The organism is Pseudomonas sp. GL_103, from assembly GCF_057835175.1.
On sequence record NZ_CM174420.1, the window covers coordinates 5,158,137 to 5,178,933 of the forward strand.

Below are 20,797 nucleotides of genomic sequence, written 5' to 3' on the forward strand. Positions count from 1 at the left end.
ACAAATGCTGACTGCACGCTTAACGCAGTGACTTCGCGCAAGACCGGGCAAAGCTAGCACACAGACGTGGAAATATCCGCCTCTAGCTACCCATTTGGTCAGCTTTATTGCGCTAAAACAGGAAAAAACTGCATAAGCGCCGTCGGTCGCCCGTCAATTGCCCTTCGCACCGCGCCAAAACCAGTGGTTGCGGTACACTGAGCGCTTTTTCGGGGGAGCACGCCCTCCTCTCTTCATTCAGCCGAGAAGCCCATGCCGATCCGTCATTGCATCGTCCACCTGATCGACAAAAAACCCGACGGCACACCTGCAGTTCTCCACGCCCGTGACTCTGAACTGGCTGAGTCCGCGGCCATCGAGAACATGCTCGCCGACCTCAACGAAAGCTATAACGCCAAACAGGGTAAAGCCTGGGGCCTGTTCCATCCGGAATCCGGCGCGTTCCCGTTCAGCGGCTGGCTGAAGGAGTACCTCGAGGGCGGCCAGGATTTCACTGCATTCAGCCGCGTGGCGGTCGAGCATCTGCAAAAGCTGATGGAAGAATCGAACCTGTCGGTCGGCGGCCACGTGCTGTTCGCACACTATCAGCAAGGCATGACCGACTACCTGGCCATCGCCCTGCTGCACCACAGTGAAGGTGTGGCCGTGACCGACGAACTGGACGTAACCCCGTCCCGTCACCTGGACCTTGGCCAGTTGCACCTGGCGGCGCGGATCAACGTTTCCGAGTGGCAGAACAACAAACAATCCAAGCAGTACATTTCGTTCATCAAAGGCAAGAACGGCAAAAAGGTTTCGGAGTATTTCCGCGACTTCATTGGCTGCCAGGAAGGCGTCGACGGTCCGGGTGAAACCCGCACCTTGCTCAAGGCCTTCAGTGATTTCGTTGAAAGCGAAGACCTGCCGGAAGACGACGCCCGCGAGAAGACCAAGACCCTGGTGGATTACGCCAGCAGCCAGGCCAAGCTCGGTGAACCGATGGGCCTGGAAGAATTGTCCGGACTGATCGACGAAGAACGCCCGAAGGCCTTCTACGATCACATCCGCAACAAGGATTACGGCCTCTCGCCGGAAATCCCGGCCGATAAACGCACCCTGAACCAGTTCCGCCGATTCACCGGCCGCGCCGAAGGCCTGTCGATCAGTTTCGAAGCGCACCTGCTGGGTTCGAAGATCGAATATGACGAAGAAGCCGGCACGTTGATCATCAAGGGCCTGCCCACTTCGCTCACCGATCAGCTGAAGCGTCGCAACTGATGCTCGGCGGCGTGCTGAAGAAATTCCTGCTGATCCTGCTGGTGGTCGTGGCCTATCAGAACTGGGGCAAGATCGAGCGGGTGTTCAACCCATCGCAAGTGGTGCCTGCGCAGACCCAGGCCAAGGCCAACGTCGTGCTCTACGCCACCGAATGGTGTGGCTACTGCAAGCTGACCCGGCGTTTCCTCGATCAGAAAGGCATTCCGTACAAGGAGTTCGATATCGAGAAGGATGCCGTCGCGCGCGAGGACTATCAGGCGCTGGGCGGTGGCGGCATTCCGATCATCGATGTGAACGGGACGCTGATTCGCGGGTATGACCCGGATGCGATTTTGGCTGCACTGAAGTAACCCAAATATCAAAAGATCGCAGCCTTCGGCAGCTCCTACATGAGATTGGTGTAGGAGCTGCCGAAGGCTGCGATCTTTTCGTTTTTGCTATCAACAGAAATGTCAGCAGGCTTCGATCCGGAATCCAAACCGCGGGAAGTGCACATGCACCACACCGCCACGCTCGTCCTCTCGCCGTACAATCAGCTCCTCGCGGCCGGCAAACAACAACTCCCCGGCCACCGGATCCACGCCGTAGTCCGTGGCTGCGATCACTACCTGCTGCCCCACCTTTAATCCATTGGGATCGACGAATTGCTCATCCGGCAAGGCCGCTGGCGTGGACGCGCGCGCCACTGCCAGAGCCTCCTCGGAACTCATCTCGCTGGAGGCACCATGACCGAAGCCCAATACCCGCGCATGCCATGCATTGATTGCCGGATAAGCTTCGACCAGCGGAGCCGTCACCGGCGTGGCCTTGAGGAACCAGAGGCAATGAGCCAGGGCGAAGTCGGCAATCGACGGCTCGCCAAACAGGTAGTCACCTTCCTCGCGCTGCAACTGTTGCTCCAGACGCGACATGATCGTTGGCCACTGATGCTTCGCCTGTTCGGTAGACAATTTTGTCGCGCTTCCACCACTGAACAAGCCGGCACGGTCGGCCAGAAACGCCTTGATCGCTTCCGGCGACAAATTGCCAAAGCGCACCGCGATCGATTCCGGCTGGAACACCAGGCTGACCGCATGCTGGAACATCACCGAATCAGCCCAGGCGGCAAACGATGCAGTGATCATTTCCTGGCCTTCCGGGAAGAACGCAGGCAAGGCCTTTTCCTGTTCCAGTCGCCGGGCAATCAATGCCGTATCGCAATAGATATCGGCACCGACCTGCAACACCGGTGTCTTGCGGTAGCCACCGGTCAACGCCGTGAGATCCGGTTTGGGCATCACTGGCGAGATCTTCACCGAGCGCCAGGACAAGCCCTTGAAGCCCAGCAGCAGGCGGGCCTTCTCGGCAAAGGGGGACGTCGGGTAATGATGCAGAATCAACTCGGACATGCTCGGCTCCGCCGCAAGGATCAGGAGTCCGCAGCTTAGCGCGCAATCACCTGGCAGCCTACAGATCTGCCTGATGGGAACTGATCAGTCAGAGTGATGGGCCAAGGGCGGCACTCGCTGCGCTCGCCACCAGGCATTCCTTGGCGCTCTTCTTGAGTTTTTTGATCAGCCGTTCCTGACGCAACGCATCGCTTTTGTCGCGACAGCGTTCGGTGTAGACCAGGGCCATGGCCGGGCTGGAAAGAAAGAATCGCGCTCCCTTGCCGCTTTGATGCTTGGCGAAGCGACGCACGGGATCATCGCTGATCCCACAATAAAGCGAACCGTTGGCCGCGCGAACGAGGTAGACGAACCAGGTTTTGCTCGCGGGGGTATCGGCGTCGACAGGGCTTTCGCTGAGGGTGGTCACGTAACGATCAGGGCTTGAAAGAAAACAAGCCGCGATCTTATCAGCGACTGGCCTGGAATGCCTTCAGCCCCTTCAGGGCCTGTGAGCGAACGGCGTTGCGAACAAGTGGCGTCCAGCCCAACAGCAGGCCTTTGAAACCCAGGGCCTGACGCGACCATGTCCACAGGTCGAAACTGTCGTGATGCTCGCAGATCTTGCCATCGCGAAAGACAAAACGTGCCTGGATGTCATTGACCACGGTATTGCCGGTTTGACTGAACAGATAGGTCGCGACCCAATGGGCGCTACCGATATGATCATCGGTACGGACATGATCGAAGGTCAGGGAGAAATCCTTGGCGCGGGTGGTGAGCATGCACCACATATCGCCAGCATCACGACCACGGAGCTCGCCGAACGCCGGGTCACTGAACACCACGTCATCGGTGTAGCAGGCAGCCATCGCTTCGCCATCGAGACGCTGGAAGGCCTGGTAGAAGCGGGTGATCAAGGCGCTGTGGACTTCACTCATGGGCAGACTCCCTGTTGTGCAATGGGTATCGAAAGATTGCCTGCACGATAGTCTGCAAATGGGTCGAACACTATCGGCATTCGCAAGACGAATACCGACAGTGTGCGGGATCAGACTTTTTCGCTTTCGACCTGCACGTACAACGCACGTCCGGCCCCCAGGCCGGCGAGGATCGCACCAAGGCCGATGACACCGAAGATCCAGCCCACGGCCGTCCAGCCGCCGGTCCAGTCATGCACGATGCCGACCGCGAACGGCCCCATGGACGCCAGGGTGTAACCGAAGCCCTGGGCCATGCTCGACAGGTTCGCCGCAACGTGGGAGTCCCGCGAGCGCAGCACGATCAGGGTCAATGCCAGGCTGAACGTGGCGCCCTGCCCCAACCCCAGCACAATCGCCCAGCCCCACAGACCTTCAATCGGGGCGTACAGACAACCGAACAGACCGCCAAGGGTCAACACCATCACGATCACAATCGCCAGACGCTGATCCTTGCCCCGTGTCGCCAGCCATGGCGCGGCGAGGGAGCTGACCAGTTGAACGATCACCGAACCCGACAGCACCAGTCCGGCCTGGGTCGGGGTCAGGCCGCGCCCGATCAGGATCGACGGCAACCAGCCGAACACGATGTAGGCCAGTGACGATTGCAGGCCCATGTAAAAGGTCACCTGCCAGGCCAGCGGATCGCGCAGCAGGCCGCGAACCCGGTAGGCCACGTTGTGCGCGCCGTGTTTCTGGCCGACTTGCGGCAACCAGAACAGCGCGGCCGCCAATGCCGGAATGACCCAGAAGCCGAGGCCCATCGCCCAATTCTTGTCAAAGTGTTCGCTCAACGGCACGGTCGCACCCGCCGCCATCGCCGCTCCCAGACACAGGGCCATGGTGTAGACACCGGTCATGGTCCCGGCCTGTTTCGGGAAATCGCGCTTGACGATGCCCGGCAGCAACACGCCGATCACGCCGATGCTGGCACCGGCCAGCACACTGCCGGCAAACAGGCCGATCTCACCGAACGAACTGCGCAGGATGATCCCGCCCGCCAGGGTCAGAAGAATGCCCAGCACCACCCGCTCCGCACCAAATCGCCGCGCCAGCACGGGTGCCAACGGCGCAAACAGGCCCAAGCAAAGCACCGGCAACGTGGTCAACAATCCCGCCGCGGACGCCGACAAGCCAAGGGACTTCGAGACCTCGCTGAGCATCGGCGCCATGCTCGACAGCGCCGGGCGCAGGTTCAGCGCCACCAGAATCAGACCCAGCAGCAACAACCATGGCCGGCGCAGAACCGGGTGGGTTTGCTGGACCTGTTCGTCATCGGCCTCGGCATCGATCAGCAGCTCTTCCAGCTCTGCCGAGCGTTTTAGGGCTGTGGATAACTCACTGCGGTGCATGGACTTCTCGGTTTCAAGGTTCATTGATCAACTGCCTCGACAGGGCTTTGGCCCGTTCCGGGTCGCGTTGCTCGACGGCATCGAGCAACGCGATATGCAGGTCGAACACTTCCTGACGGCGCGGGACGATGCTCAGGGTCTGGCGCAACTGCCCGCCGACGATGCTGGAGAAATAGCGATACAGCTCACTGAGGGTCGGGTTGTGCGCGGCGTCCACCAGACGTCGGTGAAACACCAGGTCGCAGGCGATGTAGGTGTCGAGATCGCCGTGATAGTGGCTACCGCTGACACCCAGGGCCTCGCGCAATGCCACCAGGTCTTCATCGGTACGGCGCACTGCCGCCAGGCCGATGGCCTCGACTTCGAGGATGTGCCGGGTTTCCCGGGCCTGCTCAAGGGAGCAACGGGACAGTGCCTTCAAGGTATCGAGCGGATCGATCACCGCCCGCAGGTAACTGCCGTCGCCCTGACGGATTTCGATCAACCCGGAAAACGCCAACACGCGCATGGCTTCGCGCACGGTGTTGCGGCTGATGCCCAGCTCGGCGGACAACTCAGGCTCGGTGGGCAAACGCTGGCCCACGACCCAGGTGCCCTGGTTGATGCGCAGGCGCAACTGATCCAGGGCCTGATCGACCAGGGATCGTTTCACCAATGGAGAAATTTCTGACATGGAATTCGCCCTCTCATCCAATCATAGGATGAATTTTCTGACATGTTAGTCAGCTTGTTCCAAGAGGGCAACCGTTCAGAATTGGCGCGTGATCAATGGAGTCGGTAGCACAATCCCCCTGTGGGAGCGGGCTTGCTCGCGAAGGCGGCTTAACATTCAACTAGTATGTTGCCTGACACTCCGCTTTCGCGAGCAAGCCCGCTCCCACAGGGTTTGGCGTTTGGATGTTTAATTGAAGGCAAAAATAAACCCGGAACTCAGTCCGGGTTTATTTCAGTGCCTGGGGTCGATCAATGCAGGATCTGGCTCAGGAACAGCTTGGTGCGTTCATTCTGCGGCTTGTCGAAGAAGTCGTTCGGCGCCGCCTGCTCGACGATTTCGCCCTTGTCCATGAAGATCACGCGGTTGGCCACGGTGCGGGCGAAGCCCATTTCGTGGGTCACGCAGAGCATGGTCATGCCGTCTTCGGCCAGGCCGATCATGGTGTCCAGCACCTCTTTCACCATCTCCGGGTCGAGTGCCGAGGTCGGTTCGTCGAACAGCATGATCTTCGGCTTCATGCACAGCGCGCGAGCGATCGCCACACGCTGTTGCTGACCACCGGACAGTTGCCCCGGGTACTTGTGCGCCTGCTCCGGAATGCGTACGCGTTCCAGGTAGTGCATGGCAATTTCCTCGGCCTTGCGCTTGGGCATCTTGCGCACCCACATCGGCGCCAGCGTGCAGTTCTGCAAGATGCTCAGGTGCGGGAACAGGTTGAAGTGCTGGAACACCATGCCGACTTCACGACGGATCGCTTCGATCTGCTTGAGGTCGTTGGTCAGCTCCACGCCATCGACCACGATGCGGCCCTGCTGGTGCTCTTCCAGACGGTTGAGGCAGCGGATGGTGGTGGATTTTCCGGAACCCGACGGCCCGCACAGCACGATACGCTCGCCCTGCTTGACGTTGAGGTTGATGTCCTTGAGTACGTGAAACTGACCGTACCACTTGTTCACGCCCTGCATCTGAATAATGCCTTCAGGGCTCACAGGCTGTTTGATTGCTTCGCTCATCACAAAACTTCCTAAATTAGGTAGCGACTTAGCGCTTGTGGCCAGTGTCGAGCTTGCGTTCCAGATGCATGGAATAGCGCGACATACCAAAACAGAAAATCCAGAACACCAGGGCGGCGAACACATAGCCTTCGGTGGCCATGCCCAGCCATTTCGGGTCGGCGGCGGCTTGCTTGACGCTGTTGAGCAGGTCGAACAGGCCGATGATGATCACCAGGCTCGTGTCCTTGAACAGCGCAATGAAGGTGTTGACGATGCCGGGGATCACCAGCTTCAGGGCTTGCGGCAGAATCACCAGGCCCATGCTGCGCCAGTAACCCAGGCCCATCGCCGCCGCCGCTTCGTACTGACCTTTGGGAATCGCTTGCAGACCGCCACGCACCACTTCAGCCACGTAGGCCGACTGGAACAGGATCACGCCGATCAGTGCCCGCAGCAGCTTGTCGAAGTTCATGCCCTCAGGCAGGAACAACGGCAGCATCACCGAGGACATGAACAGCACCGTGATCAACGGCACGCCGCGCCAGAATTCGATGAAGGTCACGCAGACCACCCGAATCGCCGGCATGTTCGAACGACGGCCCAGCGCCAGGACGATGCCCAGTGGCAACGCACCGGCGATGCCGACGGTGGCGATCACAAGGGTCAGCATCAGGCCGCCCCACTGGCTGGTCGCCACGGCGTCCAGACCCAGTACACCGCCATGCAGCAGGCACCAGGCAATGATCGGGTACAGCACCAGGAAGCTCAGCCCGTACACCGCTTTATGGTGAAAGCGCGAGATGAACAACGGCGCCACGCCGACAATCGCCAGCCACACCGTCAGGTCCACGCGCCAGCGCAGTACCGGCGGATAGTAGCCGTACATGAACTGGCCGAAACGCTGCTGGATGAACACCCAGCAGGCGCCCTCCTTGGTGCAGTCGGCCTGGCTGGTGCCGACCCAGTTGGCGTCAAGGATCGCCCACTGCAGGATCGGCGGTACCACCAGGTAGATGAGGTAGAACGCGAACAGGGTCAGCAGGGTGTTGAGCCAGCTGGAGAACATGTTCGCGCGCATCCACGCCACCGCACCGATGCTGCGGCTCGGTGGAGGCATGTCAGGTTTGAAAGTATGAGTACTCATGCGCTTTTCCTTACCGCTCGATCAGCGCAATGCGCTTGTTGTACCAGTTCATCAGCAGGGAAATGCTGATACTGATCGCCAGGTACACGCTCATGGTGATGGCAATCACCTCGATCGCCTGGCCGGTCTGGTTGAGCACGGTCCCGGCGAACAGCGAGACCATCTCCGGATAACCGATACCGGCCGCCAGCGAGGAGTTCTTCGCCAGGTTCAGGTATTGGCTGGTCAGCGGCGGAATGATCACGCGCAGGGCTTGCGGGATGATCACCTTGCGCAGGGTCGGACCGTTGCGCAGGCCGAGGGAATGCGCCGCTTCGGTCTGGCCATGGCTGACCGACTTGATGCCCGAACGCACGATCTCGGCGATGAACGCCGCGGTGTACACCGTCAGGGCCAGGGTCAGCGCCAGCAGTTCCGGGATCAACACCCAGCCACCGACGAAGTTGAAGCCTTGCAGCTTCGGCATTTCCCAGTGCACCGGTGCGCCGAAAACCAGCGCGCACAGCGCAGGGATGACCAGGAATATCGCCAGGCCAACCCAGAACTTGTGGAACGGCACACCGGTGGCTTCGAAGCGCTTGGTCGCCCAGCGGCTCATCAGCACGATGGCGACGATGGCGACTACAACGCTGATCACAAACGGCCAGAAACCGTCCGCCATCAACGCCGCCGGCATGTTCAGGCCACGGCTGCTGACAAAGAAGGTGTCGCCGAAGTTATGACTGTTACGCGGCCCCGGCATGGTCAGGAACACCGCGAAATACCAGAACAGGATTTGCAGCAGTGGCGGAATATTGCGGAAGACTTCCACATACACCGTCGCTACCTTGCTGATGATCCAGTTCTTCGACAGCCGTGACACGCCGACGATGAACCCGAGGATCGTCGCCAGGATCACGCCGATAAAGGTCACCAGCAGCGTGTTGAGCAGGCCGATGACAAACACCCGGGCGTAAGTGTCCGATTCGGTGTAGTCGATCAGGTGTTGAGCGATGCCGAAACCGGCACTGCGCTCCAGAAAGTCGAAACCGGAGGTAATTCCCCGGTGTTGCAGGTTGGTCTGGGTGTTATCGAACAGATACCAGCCCATCGAGACCACCGCGACAATGGTGATGATCTGGAATAGCCACGCACGCACTTTCGGATCGCTGAGGCTGAGCCTCTGCTTTGGTGCGCCGATTGAATTTTGCATGAAGTGCCCCGGAAATAATGGAACAGAACATCACCCGGTGGTTGGCCCACCGGGTGACAGAACCATCAGCGCACTGGTGGTGCGTATTGAATGCCGCCAGCGTTCCACAGGGCGTTCAGCCCGCGGTCGATTTCCAGCGGAGTGCCCTTGCCGAGGTTTTTCTCGAACACTTCGCCGTAGTTGCCGACTTGCTTGATGATCTGCACGACCCAGTCTTTCTTCACTTTCAGGTCTTTGCCGTATTCACCGTCGGTACCCAGCAGACGGGCAACGTCAGGGTTCTTGGTGCCCTTGGCTTCGGCTTCGACGTTCTTCGAAGTGATGCCGGCTTCTTCAGCGTTGAGCATGGCGTAACCAGTCCAACGCACGATGGCCAGCCACTCGTCGTCGCCATTACGCACGACCGGGCCCAGAGGCTCCTTGGAAATGGTTTCCGGCAGAACCACGTAGTCTTTCGGCGAAGCCAGCTTGCTGCGCTGGGCGAACAGCTGGGATTTGTCCGAGGTCAGTACGTCGCAACGACCGGATTCCAGCGACTTGGCGCTTTCGTCGGAGGTGTCGAAGGTGATCGGGGTGTATTTCAGGCCGTTGCCGCGGAAGTAATCGGAAACGTTCAGTTCGGTGGTGGTACCGGCCTGGATGCAGATGGTTGCACCGTCCAGTTCCTTGGCGCTCTTGACGCCCAGCTTGTTGTTTACCAGGAAGCCGATGCCGTCGTAGTAGGTAATGAAGCCCGGGAATTTCAGGCCCATGCCCGCATCGCGGGAGCTGGTCATGGTGGTGTTGCGCGACAGGATGTCGATTTCGCCGGATTGCAGCGCGGTGAAGCGCTCCTTGGCGTTCAACTGGCTGAACTTGACCTTGGTCGCGTCGCCGAAGACAGCCGCCGCTACTGCACGGCAGTAGTCAGCATCGATACCGACGATCTTGCCGGTGGAATCCGGAACCGAGAAGCCTGGCAAGCCATCGCTGACGCCACACTGCACGAAACCTTTCTTCATCACTGCATCCAGGGTTGCGCCCGCCTGGGCAAACCCGCTGACACCGAGTACCGCGGCTGCAGTCACGATAGCCAGGGTGGATTTCAACATCTTCATTCAAACCTCCAGTTTTGCTCTTGTTGTGTCGGAGCGTGAGTCCTGTCGCACCCTTTTGAGGCGTAGTTGACCCGTGTTGGCTTTTTTTGGGGTCAACCGACGTAAGACGTTAGCTATGAGTCTAGTAGGAGAAAATCCACGTCATGGAAAACTCGCTCTCACCAGTCGGCCGAACGGGCTGTAGCCCTTTCACGTTCGCGAAGCCCCGTATCGGCCTTTGGCGAACATCCATCACCGGATTCTTTTCAATCCCACTAATAACCTTGGCCTGATAGTGTTACCGACAGGCGTGGGATTTTTCATACAGACTTCGCCATAGCAAAGCCCGTACCACACCGCTCTCCGAAGCGGTTCAGCTGCAGGTCAATAGCAAAACTTGTAACCTTGCGACATCTTCGTAACAGATCAACCAGACGCGCACTCAGCCCTCGCACTCAATGAGAGCGCACGCACATTTTTGGAGCAGCCATGACCAACCCCTTGATTCTTCAACCCGTCAAGACCGCAGATGCCTGCGTTATCTGGCTGCACGGCCTGGGTGCCGATCGCTACGACTTTCTGCCAGTGGCCGAAGCCCTGCAGGAAACCCTGTTGAGCACCCGCTTTGTTTTGCCCCAGGCACCGAGCCGCGCCGTGACCATCAACGGCGGTTACGAGATGCCGAGCTGGTACGACATATTGGCCATGAGCCCGGCGCGCGCGATCAATCGCGAGCAACTGGAAGAGTCGACCAACTGGATCATCGAACTGATCGAAACGCAGAAGGCCAGCGGAATAGACGCCTCGCGGATCTTCCTGGCAGGTTTTTCCCAGGGCGGTGCCGTGGTATTCCACACCGCGTTTCTGAAATGGCAAGGACCGTTGGGTGGCGTAGTTGCCCTTTCTACTTATGCACCGACCTTCAGCGAAGAACTGCAATTGTCCGCCAGCCAGCAGCGGATCCCGGTGCTGTCGATGCACGGCCAGTACGACGATGTGGTGCAAAACTCGATGGGGCGTAGCGCCTACGAGCATTTGAAGCTGCGTGGTGTCACCGTGACATGGCAGGAGTACCCAATGGGTCACGAAGTGTTACCCGAAGAAATTCGCGACATCGGCGTCTGGCTCGCCGAGCGCTTGCGTTAAGCATTTCTGTTTAAAAGCGCCCTTTGATCCATCCCACTACGCCGCGCCCGATTCTTGCATTACACTGCCCGGCGTACATTCCTTAATCAATTGATGAGATGACCGTGCTCAAAGCACTCAAGAAAATGTTCGGTAAAAGCGAGACTGAGCAACTCGCGCCAGTTCCCAGCCCTGCGTCTCACGCTCCCGGCCACCGCACCGACGGTAATCAGTCTGAACGAGCCACCGCCACGGCGGCACCCAAGCATGAGCCGAAGACCGCAATAGCTGACCAGCCTGCGGCGATAACAGCCCCGGAACAGCCGCTCAGCGAAACGCCGAAACCCGCCAGACCGCGCCGCGAACCCAAACCCAAGGCCCCGGTCATTCCATGGAAACTCGAAGACTTCGTCGTCGAGCCCCAGGAAGGCAAGACCCGCTTCCACGATTTCAAACTCGCCCCGGAACTGATGCACGCCATCCAGGACCTGGGCTTCCCGTATTGCACGCCGATCCAGGCACAGGTGCTGGGCTTCACCCTCGCGGGCAAAGACGCCATCGGCCGCGCCCAGACCGGTACCGGCAAGACTGCTGCGTTCCTGGTCTCGATCATCACCCAGTTGCTGCAAACCCCGCCGCCGAAAGAGCGCTACATGGGTGAACCACGGGCACTGATCATCGCGCCGACCCGCGAGCTGGTGGTGCAGATCGCCAAGGACGCCGCCGACCTGACCAAGTACACCGGCCTCAACGTCATGACGTTCGTCGGTGGCATGGACTTCGACAAGCAGCTCAAGCACCTCGAAGCCCGCCACTGCGACATCCTCGTGGCCACGCCGGGCCGCCTGCTGGACTTCAACCAGCGCGGCGACGTGCATCTGGACATGGTCGAAGTGATGGTGCTGGACGAAGCCGACCGCATGCTCGACATGGGCTTCATCCCGCAAGTGCGCCAGATCATTCGCCAGACGCCGCCGAAGTCCGAGCGCCAGACGCTGCTGTTCTCCGCGACCTTCACCGAAGACGTGATGAACCTGGCCAAGCAATGGACCACCGACCCGTCGATCGTCGAGATCGAGTCGCAGAACGTAGCCAGCGAAAACGTCGAGCAGCACATCTACGCGGTGGCCGGCGCTGACAAATACAAACTGCTCTACAACCTGGTCAACGACAACGGCTGGGAGCGGGTCATCGTCTTCGCCAACCGCAAGGATGAAGTGCGGCGCATCGAAGAACGTCTGGTGCGCGACGGCATCAACGCCGCGCAACTGTCCGGCGACGTGCCGCAGCACAAGCGCATCAAGACCCTCGAAGGTTTCCGCGAAGGCAAGATCCGCGTACTGGTCGCCACCGACGTGGCCGGTCGCGGCATCCACATCGACGGCATCAGCCACGTGATCAACTTCACCCTGCCGGAAGTGCCGGACGACTACGTGCATCGCATCGGGCGTACCGGGCGTGCCGGTGCCGACGGTGTGTCCATCAGCTTTGCCGGTGAAGACGACTCCTACCAGCTACCGTCCATCGAAGAACTGCTGGGGCGCAAGATCAGCTGTGAAACGCCACCGACGCATCTGTTGCGGGCCGTTGAACGCAAGCGTCCTCATTAAGCGACGCTGAAAAGACAAGCGCAGCCGGAAACGGACTGCGCTTTTTTTTGCTTTGGATATTGCTCGCGATAACTAAAAGTCCATAATGGACAAATTAGTTTACTTCCAGCTCCGGAGCCGACCATGTCCAGTACGCCCCAAGTGATCCCCCAGGCCCAGGCTCGCGAGCTACTGGCGCAGGTCGATGTGCCGCAGATCCTGCGCAAACTGTTCCGCGACCTGGCCGCCGGGCAGGCCGTACAACCGGCACAGCAACTGGTGGAGTTTCCACAGGGTGCCGGCGACTTCATCAACTACCTGGGTGTGTTGGCTGAAGACGGTGTGTACGGGATCAAGACCTCGCCATACATCGTGCGCGAACAAGGGCCGCTGGTGACGGCGTGGACGCTGCTGATGTCGATGCAGACCGGTCAGCCGCTGTTGCTGTGCGATGCAGGCGAACTGACCACCGCGCGCACTGCGGCCACCACCGCCGTGGCGGTCGATGCCCTCGCACCACTCACAGCCAATCGCCTTGCCATTATTGGCAGCGGCAAAGTGGCCCAGGCGCACCTGCATTACGTGAAAGGCCTGCGCGACTGGCAGAGCATCAGCCTGTACTCGCCGAGCTTGAGCGAAGACGCCGAAACCGTGAGCCTGCTGAAAAACATCGAGCCACGCGTGAACATCGTCGACAGTCGCGAAGCTGCCGTACAGGACGCCGACGTGATCATGCTCTGCACCTCGTCCGCCGGTCCGGTGATCGATCCATCGAGCTTGTGCAAACCGGCGTTGATCACCTCCATCAGCACCAACGCCCCACGCGCCCACGAAGTGCCGCCGCAGAGCCTCAACGACATGCAGGTGTTCTGCGACTATCGCCTGACCACCCCGGGCTCGGCCGGTGAAATGCTGATCGCCGCCGAACGGCACGGCTGGGACAAGGATGCGATTGTCGGCGACCTGCCCGACCTGCTCAGCGGAAAAGCCCTGCGCCCGGATTACGATCGCCATGTGTTTTTCCGCTCCATCGGCCTGGGCCTGGAAGACATTGCGCTGGCCAATGCGATCTATCGCCTGAATCACTAACACTGCGAAACCTGTGGGAGCGGGCTTGCTCGCGAATAGGGTCCGACATTCACCTGCGATGTCGACTGTCACACCGCTTTCGCGAGCAAGCCCGCTCCCACAGGGGATCACCACTATTTCAGCATCGCACTTCACTGGAGACGTTCATGAGCCAGGCAGATTTCATCATCATCGGCGGCGGGATTGCCGGTGCTTCCACGGGTTTCTGGCTGTCGCAGCACGGGCGCGTGATCGTGCTCGAACGCGAATCCCATCCGGCCTATCACTCCACCGGCCGTTCGGCGGCGCTGTACACAGCGGCCTACGGCACCCCGCAAGTGCGGGCGTTGACCCTGGCCAGCCGGGGCTTTTTCGACAACCCGCCCAGCGGTTTCTGCGAACACCCGCTGCTGACCCCGCGGGGCGAAATGACCGTGGACTTGACCGGTGACCCGGACGAACTGAACAGGCAATACCAGAGCGCAAAAACCACGGTGCCGGAGATGCAATTGCTCGGCGTCGACGAGGCCTGCGCGCTAGTGCCGATCCTGCGCCGGGAAAAGGTCCACGGCGCCATCTACGACCCGACCGCCAGCGACATCGACACCGACGCCCTGCACCAGGGCTATTTGCGTGGTATCCGTCGCAATCAGGGCGAAGTGCTTACCGACAGCGAAGTCGTCAGCCTGAGCCGCGACGACCAAGGTACATGGCACGTCCAGACCGGCAACCAGACCTTCAGCGCGCCGATTATCATCAACGCCGCCGGCGCCTGGGCCGACAAGATCGGCGAACTGGCTGGCGCCAAGCCGCTGGGCCTGCAACCCAAACGCCGTGCCGCGTTCATCTTCGCCGGCCCCGAAGGCCTGGACATCCATCATTGGCCGATGCTGGTCAGCCTCGACGAATCCTTCTACATGAAACCCGACGCCGGGATGTTCCTCGGCTCGCCAGCCAACGCCGACCCGGTGGAACCCCACGATGTGCAGCCCGAAGAGCTGGACATTGCCATGGGCATCTACCAGATCGAAGAAGCCACGACCCTGACCATTCGCCGCCCGACCCGCACCTGGGCCGGCCTGCGCAGCTTCGTCAGCGACGGCGACTTGCTGTCCGGCTTCGATCCACAGGTGCCGGGGCTGTTCTGGGTCGCGGCACAGGGCGGTTATGGCATCCAGACCTCGCCGGCCATGGGCCAGGCCAGCGCGGCACTGGTGCGCGGCGCCGCATTGCCCGAGTCGCTCAGCCATTTCGGCCTGAATGCCGAAATGCTCTCCCCTGCCCGCCTCGGCTGATCCTGATCCTCAGGTGACGTGCCCACACGATTACGGCACACTTTCAGCGCCCCTTTGATGGGGCGCTGACGCTGCCTGGAGTTCCACTGTATGAACGCCCCCGAAAAAGACTCGGCCCTGGACGACACGTCCCTGGATAACTTCCATGCGATTGCCGACGCCATCGCCACGTTGTTTTTCCCCCACGCCGAAGTGGTGCTGCACGACCTGCGCACGCAAAAGGTCGACTACATCGCCAACAATCTGTCCAAGCGGGAAATCGGCGACGACTCGGCGCTGGAAGACATGCTCAGCGACGATGTCAGCGAACGAAACATCGGGCCGTACGAAAAGCTCAATTGGGATGGTCAGAAGATTCGCAGCCTCAGCACGGTGCTACGGGACAGCGAAGATCGTCCACTGGCGGTGCTGTGCATCAACCTGAATATTTCGCTGTTCGAAAATGCCAAGGCCGCCCTGGACCTGTTCCTGTCGCCGACCAAGCTGATCCCGCAACCGGATTCACTGTTTCGCGATGACTGGCAGGAGCGGATCAACACCTTCCTCCACGCCTGGCTGCGCGAGCGCCAGTTGAGCCTGAATCTGCTGACTCGCGACCACAAGCGTGAACTGGTGCTGGCGTTGCACGCCGAAGGCGCGTTCAAGGGCAAAAGCGCATCGAACTACGTGGCCAATGTGCTGAACATGGGCCGGGCGACGGTGTACAAGCATTTGAAGGAATTGAAGGGCTGAAAATCAAAAGATCGCAGGCTTCGCCAGCTCCTACAGTGGAACGCATTCCCCTGTAGGAGCTGCCGCAGGCTGCGATCTTTTTAATCAGTCGCCGTAGATATCAGACTTGAAGTACTTGTCCGAAATCTTCTGGTACTCACCACTGGCGCGAATGCCATCAATGGCCGTGTTCAGCTCGCTGACCAACTCGGCGTTGCCCTTGCGCACTGCAATCCCGGCACCCTCGCCCACATATTTCGGATCTTTCAGCTCCGGCCCGGCAAAGGCGTAACCCTTGCCACGCGGCATCGACAGGAAGTCATTGAGCGGAATGGTGTCGGCAAAAATCGCGTCGAGGCGGCCGGCTGCCAGGTCCATGTAGATTTCTTCGTTGTTGCTGTAACGCTTGACGTTGATGCCCTTGGGCTCGAACACCTCGGTGGCGTAACGGTCGGTGGTGGTGGCGCGCTGCACACCGACGTTCTTGCCCTTAAGGCTGGCGTACTGGTCATCTACCACCGCGCCATCCTTCATCACCAGGCGCGACGAAGTGAAATAGTACTTGTGGGTGAAGTCCACCGACTTCTTGCGGTCTTCGTTGATGGTCATGGACGACAGCGCCATGTCGATTTTCTTCACCTTCAGGGAAGGAATCAGACCGTCGAACTCGCCTTCGACCCACACACACTTGGCCTTCATCTGCGCGCACAGGGCGTTGCCGATGTCATAGTCGAAACCGACGATTTCGCCTTTGTCGGTTTTCGAGGCGAACGGTGGATACGCCGCTTCGATACCGATGCGCAGGGTTTTCTCGGCGGCGAACACAGCGCTGCACGCCAACAGGCTCAGGGCCAGACAGGTGATGAGGGGGAACTTCTTCATGTTCGTTTTCTCGCGGTTGTTGTTGGTTTGGCAAGACAGAAGAAAAAGCTGAAACGGGTGGAAACCTTTTTTTGTACTTATAATTCCATACTGGACTTTTACGTATAAATCGTCAATGAGGCAAATGCAGCCCGTGCCGGCCGATGGTCGGGTGGTGGTTCTGCAAGGTATTGGGTGAGTCAGATGGCCCCTTCGCGAGCAAGCCCGCTCCCACAGGGTTCTGTGTCGTACACAAAATTTGTGTTCAACCAGATCCATTGTGGGAGCGGGCTTGCTCGCGAAGGCTGACTTGAGAACGCCGCAGGATTTACTGCTTCCAGCGATCCGCCGCCGCATGATCACTGTCACGCCCCTCGACCCAACGCGGTCCGTCACTGGTGTTTTCTTTCTTCCAGAACGGCGCACGGGTTTTCAGGTAATCCATGACAAAGGCGCAGGCGTCGAATGCCGCCTGACGATGGGCGCTGGCCGCGCCGACGAAGACAATCGGCTCGCCCGGCTCCAGGGCGCCGATGCGGTGCAGCACTTCCAGCTTGAGCAACGGCCAGCGCTGCTCGGCCTCGACGGCGATCTTGCCCAAGGCCTTTTCGGTCATGCCCGGATAGTGTTCGAGGAACATCCCCGCAACATCGAGCCCGTCATTGAAATCGCGCACGTAGCCGACAAAACTCACCACCGCACCCACGCCGACATTGGCATCGTGCATGGCGTTGACTTCGGCACCCGGGTCGAACGCAGTGGACTGCACGCGAATCGCCATGGCTCAGCCTCCGGTCACAGTCGGAAAGAACGCCACTTCATCGCCCTCGCTGACCGGCTCGTCGAGCTGGCACAGGTCTTCGTTGCGGGCGCACATCAGGTTCTGCTCGCTCAACACCTCGGCGCCGTCACGTTGGGCCAACAGTGCGCGGACGTCGTCGACGGTGGCGAAGTTGCCTTCCACTTTCACCGAGTCCAGCCCCAGCGCTTCACGATAACGGGCGAAAAACTTCACGGTAACGTTCATGACTGCTCCGCCTGGAAATGTCCGCTCTTGCCGCCGACCTTCTCCAGCAGACGCACGCTTTCGATGGTCATGCCACGATCCACGGCCTTGCACATGTCGTAGATCGTCAGCGCGGCGACGCTGGCGGCGGTCAGGGCCTCCATCTCGACGCCGGTCTGCCCGGACAGCTTGCAGCGCGCCACGATGCGCACCGAATCGTCGCCTTCGGCACTGAGCTCGACCTTGACACCGGTCAGCATCAGCGGATGGCACAGGGGAATCAGATCGCTGGTTTTCTTCGCCGCCTGAATGCCGGCAATGCGCGCCACAGCAAACACATCACCCTTGGGGTGGCCGCCGCTGACGATCATCTGCAGGGTTTCGGGCAGCATGCGCACCAGCGCTTGAGCGGTCGCCTCACGGAACGTCACGGCTTTTTCAGTGACGTCGACCATGTTGGCGCGACCTTGGGAATCGAGATGAGTCAGCACGGGATTACTCCTGATCAGGAGCGTCGATTGTAAACCTGCGGGTCAATTTTTCGCACGCCTGATTATCGGCCCACCACAAACCAATGTGGGAGCGGGCTTGCTCGCGAAAGCGGCCTGTCATTAACCTGAGATGTCGACTGACACACCGTCATCGCGAGCAAGCTCGCTCCCACAGGTTCCTCATACGCCCGGACTCGGTGGACAGTTTCAGATGCGATTCCTTATTAAGTTTTAAAAACACAAATTAAAGTCATACCAAACAACAGAAAGAAATGTAACAAAAGCCTACTAAGTATTCGCTTTTTCTGCCATCACCGATCAGTTTTAATTGGTGCACCAGCCGATAAGTTACTGATTATTTTATAACAAATCTCGACGTGAGAATTTTCCGTAAGTACGCACTCATGGCCCGCCATGAAACTTCCTACAATTGAATGTTAGACCGATTTGTTAATTCGAGAAAAACTGACCAACAAAGCTAACGACTCTAAAAATCTCAGTACTGAGGTATCGCATTAGGTTTTTTCTACTGACCTCCGGCAGCAGCTCAACGGGGCAGGTCCTACACGTCAACCATGGTGGCACACGGGAGGCTAGTCATGTCAGCGCGGACAATTTACTCAGGAAAACACATCGTAATCTCTCACTGCCGGGACTGTGACATCCCGGGCTACATGATTATTTCTCTCAAGCGGAAGATATTTAAACTGGAAGAGTTAAGTTCGACGGAAAGTGCTGAGCTGATGAAAGGTTTGGCATTTACGGAGCGAGCTTTAAACACTCTATTTTCTCCTGAGAAAATATACATAATGCGTATTTCCGAGCTCAATCATGAGCTACATTTTCATGTTTTCCCCAGGTATGCCTCCGTGACCAAATTATATTTGTCGGAACACAATGAACGCATTATTGATGGCCCCTTCTTTTTCAGCTGGACGCGAAAAAAGTTTAGTAGCTCACAGCCTGAGCCGACCCAAGAGGTATTGAACGCTCAATCAATTCTGACGGAAACCCTCAAGGGCTATTTTTCGCAATCTCTGTAAACAAGACTGCTTTCGCCCCAGGCTTTGCAGAAACACATTCATCGGTATTGAGTCTGCCCAGAGGCACGGCCTTTTCGTCGCGTACAAAAAACCGGGCGGCTGTAGGGCCGCCCGGTTCCGGTGGACAGTTACAAATGCGTTTCGGCGTATTCGGCCAGGATCGAGCGTGGTACCCCTTGCAGGGTGATGTGCACCCCGTTCGGGAAGTCCTTGAAGCGTTCAGTGAGGTAGGTCAGCCCGGAGCTGGTCGCGGACAGGTAAGGAGTATCGATCTGCGCCAGGTTGCCCAGGCACACCACTTTGGAACCGGCGCCGGCACGGGTGATGATGGTTTTCATCTGGTGCGGCGTGAGGTTCTGGCATTCGTCGATCAGGATCAGACTCTGCTGGAAGCTGCGGCCCCGGATGTAGTTGAGGGATTTGAACTGCAACGGCACTTTGCTGAGGATGTAGTCGACGCTGCCATGGGTGCTTTCGTCATCCATGTGCAAGGCTTCGAGGTTGTCGGTGATGGCGCCCAGCCACGGCTCCATTTTTTCCGCCTCGGTGCCGGGCAGGAAACCGATTTCCTGGTCCAGGCCCTGCACGCTACGGGTGGCGATGATGCGGCGATATCGTTTGCTGACCATGGTCTGCTCGATCGCAGCGGCCAGCGCAAGGATGGTTTTACCCGAACCCGCGGCACCCGACAGGTTGACCAGGTGGATGTCAGGATCGAGCAAGGCATACAGCGCCAGGCTCTGATAGATATCACGCGGTTTAAGGCCCCAGGCTTCCTGGTGCAGCAGCGGTTCCTGGTGCAGGTCGAGAATCAGCAAGCGGTCTTCTTCAATCTCCTTGATCCAGCCGACAAAGCCCTGTTCATCAATGATGAATTCGTTGATGTGCACTGCCGGCAGGTTGTCGATCAATTGCACCTGATGCCAGGTGCGGCCGTGGTCCTGACGGGTTTCGACCTTGCTCACGCGGTCCCAGAAAGAGCCGGTCATGTTGTGGTAGCCATTGGGCAGCAAGGACACGTCATCGACCAGTTGGTCGGTGCTGTAGTCCTCGGCCGCGATCCCGCAGGCGCGCGCCTTGAGGCGCATGTTGATGTCTTTGGTGACCAGCACCACGGGCTTCTTCGGGTCGCGCGCGTGCAGGTCGATCAGTTGATTGATGATTTTGTTGTCGTTCAGGTGCTCGGGCAGAATCAGGTTCGGCTCGGCATGCTTGCTCATCAGAATTGACAGCAAACCCTTGGGTCCGCTTTTGCCACGCTGGATCGGCACACCCTGCTCGACATCCTCGGGTGAGGCATCGCCCAGAGTCTTGTCGATCAGGCGGATGGCCTGGCGGCATTCGGCGGCTACGCTGTGATGCCCGCTCTTGAGCTTGTCGAGCTCTTCAAGCACGGTCATCGGGATCGCGACGTGGTGTTCTTCGAAGTTAAGCAGCGCGTTTGGATCGTGAATCAATACGTTGGTATCGAGTACATAAAGGATTGGCTGGTTGGAAGAAGAGCTACGTCCGTGATCATCCATACTCGGT

General features: G+C 59.1%; 22 protein-coding genes. 8 read left to right on the plus strand and 14 right to left on the minus strand.

Annotated elements, in window-relative coordinates; all coding sequences use genetic code 11:
- Positions 1 to 252 precede the first annotated feature (252 nt).
- Together yejK and AC3IP0_RS23175 are read left to right on the plus strand one after the other, a co-directional pair.
- Entirely contained in the window at positions 253 to 1,257 is a 1,005-nt protein-coding gene (gene yejK, locus AC3IP0_RS23170; RefSeq protein WP_008018580.1) for a nucleoid-associated protein YejK, read from the plus strand.
- On the plus strand, positions 1,257 to 1,607 hold the full coding sequence (locus AC3IP0_RS23175; protein ID WP_489317129.1) for a glutaredoxin family protein: 351 nt from the start codon (positions 1,257 to 1,259) through the stop codon (positions 1,605 to 1,607). The genes yejK and AC3IP0_RS23175 overlap by 1 nt, the downstream gene beginning before the upstream one ends.
- Before the next feature lie 102 nt (positions 1,608 to 1,709).
- On the opposite strand, the gene AC3IP0_RS23180 is transcribed toward AC3IP0_RS23175, so the two are convergent.
- The 9 genes from AC3IP0_RS23180 to AC3IP0_RS23220 form a co-directional block, all read right to left on the minus strand.
- A complete protein-coding gene (locus AC3IP0_RS23180) occupies positions 1,710 to 2,645 on the minus strand; it encodes a glutathione S-transferase family protein (protein WP_489317130.1) in 936 nt (311 codons plus the stop codon).
- Between the two features lie 88 nt (positions 2,646 to 2,733).
- Positions 2,734 to 3,054 (minus strand): GIY-YIG nuclease family protein, encoded by a 321-nt coding sequence (locus AC3IP0_RS23185; protein ID WP_489317131.1) that lies wholly within the window; start codon positions 3,052 to 3,054, stop codon positions 2,734 to 2,736.
- A 40-nt stretch (positions 3,055 to 3,094) separates the two neighbouring features.
- Complete coding sequence (locus AC3IP0_RS23190; RefSeq protein WP_489325999.1) at positions 3,095 to 3,565, minus strand: nuclear transport factor 2 family protein; 471 nt, start codon at positions 3,563 to 3,565, stop codon at positions 3,095 to 3,097.
- A 110-nt stretch (positions 3,566 to 3,675) separates the two neighbouring features.
- Positions 3,676 to 4,980, minus strand: a complete 1,305-nt coding sequence (locus AC3IP0_RS23195) for a CynX/NimT family MFS transporter (RefSeq protein ID WP_489326001.1) — start codon at positions 4,978 to 4,980, stop codon at positions 3,676 to 3,678.
- Positions 4,970 to 5,629 carry a FadR/GntR family transcriptional regulator gene (locus tag AC3IP0_RS23200; RefSeq protein ID WP_489326003.1) on the minus strand — a complete coding sequence of 220 codons (660 nt, stop codon included), beginning with the start codon at positions 5,627 to 5,629 and terminating at the stop codon, positions 4,970 to 4,972. The genes AC3IP0_RS23195 and AC3IP0_RS23200 overlap by 11 nt, the downstream gene beginning before the upstream one ends.
- 290 nt (positions 5,630 to 5,919) lie before the next feature.
- Positions 5,920 to 6,684 (minus strand): amino acid ABC transporter ATP-binding protein, encoded by a 765-nt coding sequence (locus AC3IP0_RS23205; RefSeq protein WP_489317135.1) that lies wholly within the window; start codon positions 6,682 to 6,684, stop codon positions 5,920 to 5,922.
- Positions 6,685 to 6,712: 28 nt separating this feature from the next.
- Positions 6,713 to 7,810 (minus strand): amino acid ABC transporter permease, encoded by a 1,098-nt coding sequence (locus AC3IP0_RS23210; protein ID WP_218494240.1) that lies wholly within the window; start codon positions 7,808 to 7,810, stop codon positions 6,713 to 6,715.
- Between the two features lie 10 nt (positions 7,811 to 7,820).
- The gene (locus AC3IP0_RS23215) at positions 7,821 to 9,002 is read right to left on the minus strand and encodes an amino acid ABC transporter permease (RefSeq protein ID WP_489317136.1); all 1,182 of its coding nucleotides are present in this window, start codon (positions 9,000 to 9,002) and stop codon (positions 7,821 to 7,823) included.
- Between the two features lie 65 nt (positions 9,003 to 9,067).
- The gene (locus tag AC3IP0_RS23220; protein WP_046041975.1) at positions 9,068 to 10,099 is read right to left on the minus strand and encodes an amino acid ABC transporter substrate-binding protein; all 1,032 of its coding nucleotides are present in this window, start codon (positions 10,097 to 10,099) and stop codon (positions 9,068 to 9,070) included.
- Positions 10,100 to 10,567: 468 nt separating this feature from the next.
- Between AC3IP0_RS23220 and AC3IP0_RS23225 the strand changes: the two genes are divergently transcribed.
- The 5 genes from AC3IP0_RS23225 (at position 10,568) to AC3IP0_RS23245 (ending at position 15,887) form a co-directional block, all read left to right on the plus strand.
- Positions 10,568 to 11,224, plus strand: a complete 657-nt coding sequence (locus AC3IP0_RS23225; protein WP_489317137.1) for an alpha/beta hydrolase — start codon at positions 10,568 to 10,570, stop codon at positions 11,222 to 11,224.
- A gap of 98 nt (positions 11,225 to 11,322) precedes the next feature.
- Positions 11,323 to 12,813, plus strand: a complete 1,491-nt coding sequence (rhlB, locus tag AC3IP0_RS23230) for an ATP-dependent RNA helicase RhlB (RefSeq protein ID WP_489317138.1) — start codon at positions 11,323 to 11,325, stop codon at positions 12,811 to 12,813.
- A 123-nt stretch (positions 12,814 to 12,936) separates the two neighbouring features.
- Positions 12,937 to 13,881 carry an ornithine cyclodeaminase family protein gene (locus AC3IP0_RS23235; RefSeq protein ID WP_489326005.1) on the plus strand — a complete coding sequence of 315 codons (945 nt, stop codon included), beginning with the start codon at positions 12,937 to 12,939 and terminating at the stop codon, positions 13,879 to 13,881.
- Positions 13,882 to 14,027: 146 nt separating this feature from the next.
- Positions 14,028 to 15,155 carry an NAD(P)/FAD-dependent oxidoreductase gene (locus tag AC3IP0_RS23240; RefSeq protein ID WP_489326007.1) on the plus strand — a complete coding sequence of 376 codons (1,128 nt, stop codon included), beginning with the start codon at positions 14,028 to 14,030 and terminating at the stop codon, positions 15,153 to 15,155.
- 90 nt (positions 15,156 to 15,245) lie between these two features.
- Positions 15,246 to 15,887, plus strand: a complete 642-nt coding sequence (locus tag AC3IP0_RS23245) for a helix-turn-helix transcriptional regulator (RefSeq protein ID WP_489317141.1) — start codon at positions 15,246 to 15,248, stop codon at positions 15,885 to 15,887.
- Positions 15,888 to 15,971: 84 nt separating this feature from the next.
- Here the strand turns inward: AC3IP0_RS23245 and AC3IP0_RS23250 are convergent, their stop codons facing one another.
- From AC3IP0_RS23250 to moaC, 4 genes are all read right to left on the minus strand, one after another.
- Positions 15,972 to 16,748 carry an ABC transporter substrate-binding protein gene (locus tag AC3IP0_RS23250; protein ID WP_489326009.1) on the minus strand — a complete coding sequence of 259 codons (777 nt, stop codon included), beginning with the start codon at positions 16,746 to 16,748 and terminating at the stop codon, positions 15,972 to 15,974.
- Between the two features lie 307 nt (positions 16,749 to 17,055).
- Positions 17,056 to 17,508, minus strand: a complete 453-nt coding sequence (moaE, locus tag AC3IP0_RS23255; RefSeq protein WP_007993258.1) for a molybdopterin synthase catalytic subunit MoaE — start codon at positions 17,506 to 17,508, stop codon at positions 17,056 to 17,058.
- Positions 17,509 to 17,511: 3 nt separating this feature from the next.
- Complete coding sequence (gene moaD, locus AC3IP0_RS23260) at positions 17,512 to 17,754, minus strand: molybdopterin converting factor subunit 1 (RefSeq protein WP_075945584.1); 243 nt, start codon at positions 17,752 to 17,754, stop codon at positions 17,512 to 17,514.
- The gene (gene moaC, locus AC3IP0_RS23265) at positions 17,751 to 18,224 is read right to left on the minus strand and encodes a cyclic pyranopterin monophosphate synthase MoaC (protein ID WP_056726185.1); all 474 of its coding nucleotides are present in this window, start codon (positions 18,222 to 18,224) and stop codon (positions 17,751 to 17,753) included. Before moaC ends, moaD begins: the two co-directional genes overlap by 4 nt.
- Before the next feature lie 599 nt (positions 18,225 to 18,823).
- On the opposite strand from moaC, the gene AC3IP0_RS23270 reads away from it, so the two are divergent.
- A complete protein-coding gene (locus AC3IP0_RS23270) occupies positions 18,824 to 19,267 on the plus strand; it encodes an HIT family protein (RefSeq protein WP_489317143.1) in 444 nt (147 codons plus the stop codon).
- Positions 19,268 to 19,395: 128 nt separating this feature from the next.
- Here the strand turns inward: AC3IP0_RS23270 and AC3IP0_RS23275 are convergent, their stop codons facing one another.
- Positions 19,396 to 20,790: a PhoH family protein gene (locus AC3IP0_RS23275; protein ID WP_223440979.1), complete on the minus strand. Its 1,395-nt coding sequence runs from the start codon at positions 20,788 to 20,790 to the stop codon at positions 19,396 to 19,398.
- Positions 20,791 to 20,797: the final 7 nt, after the last annotated feature.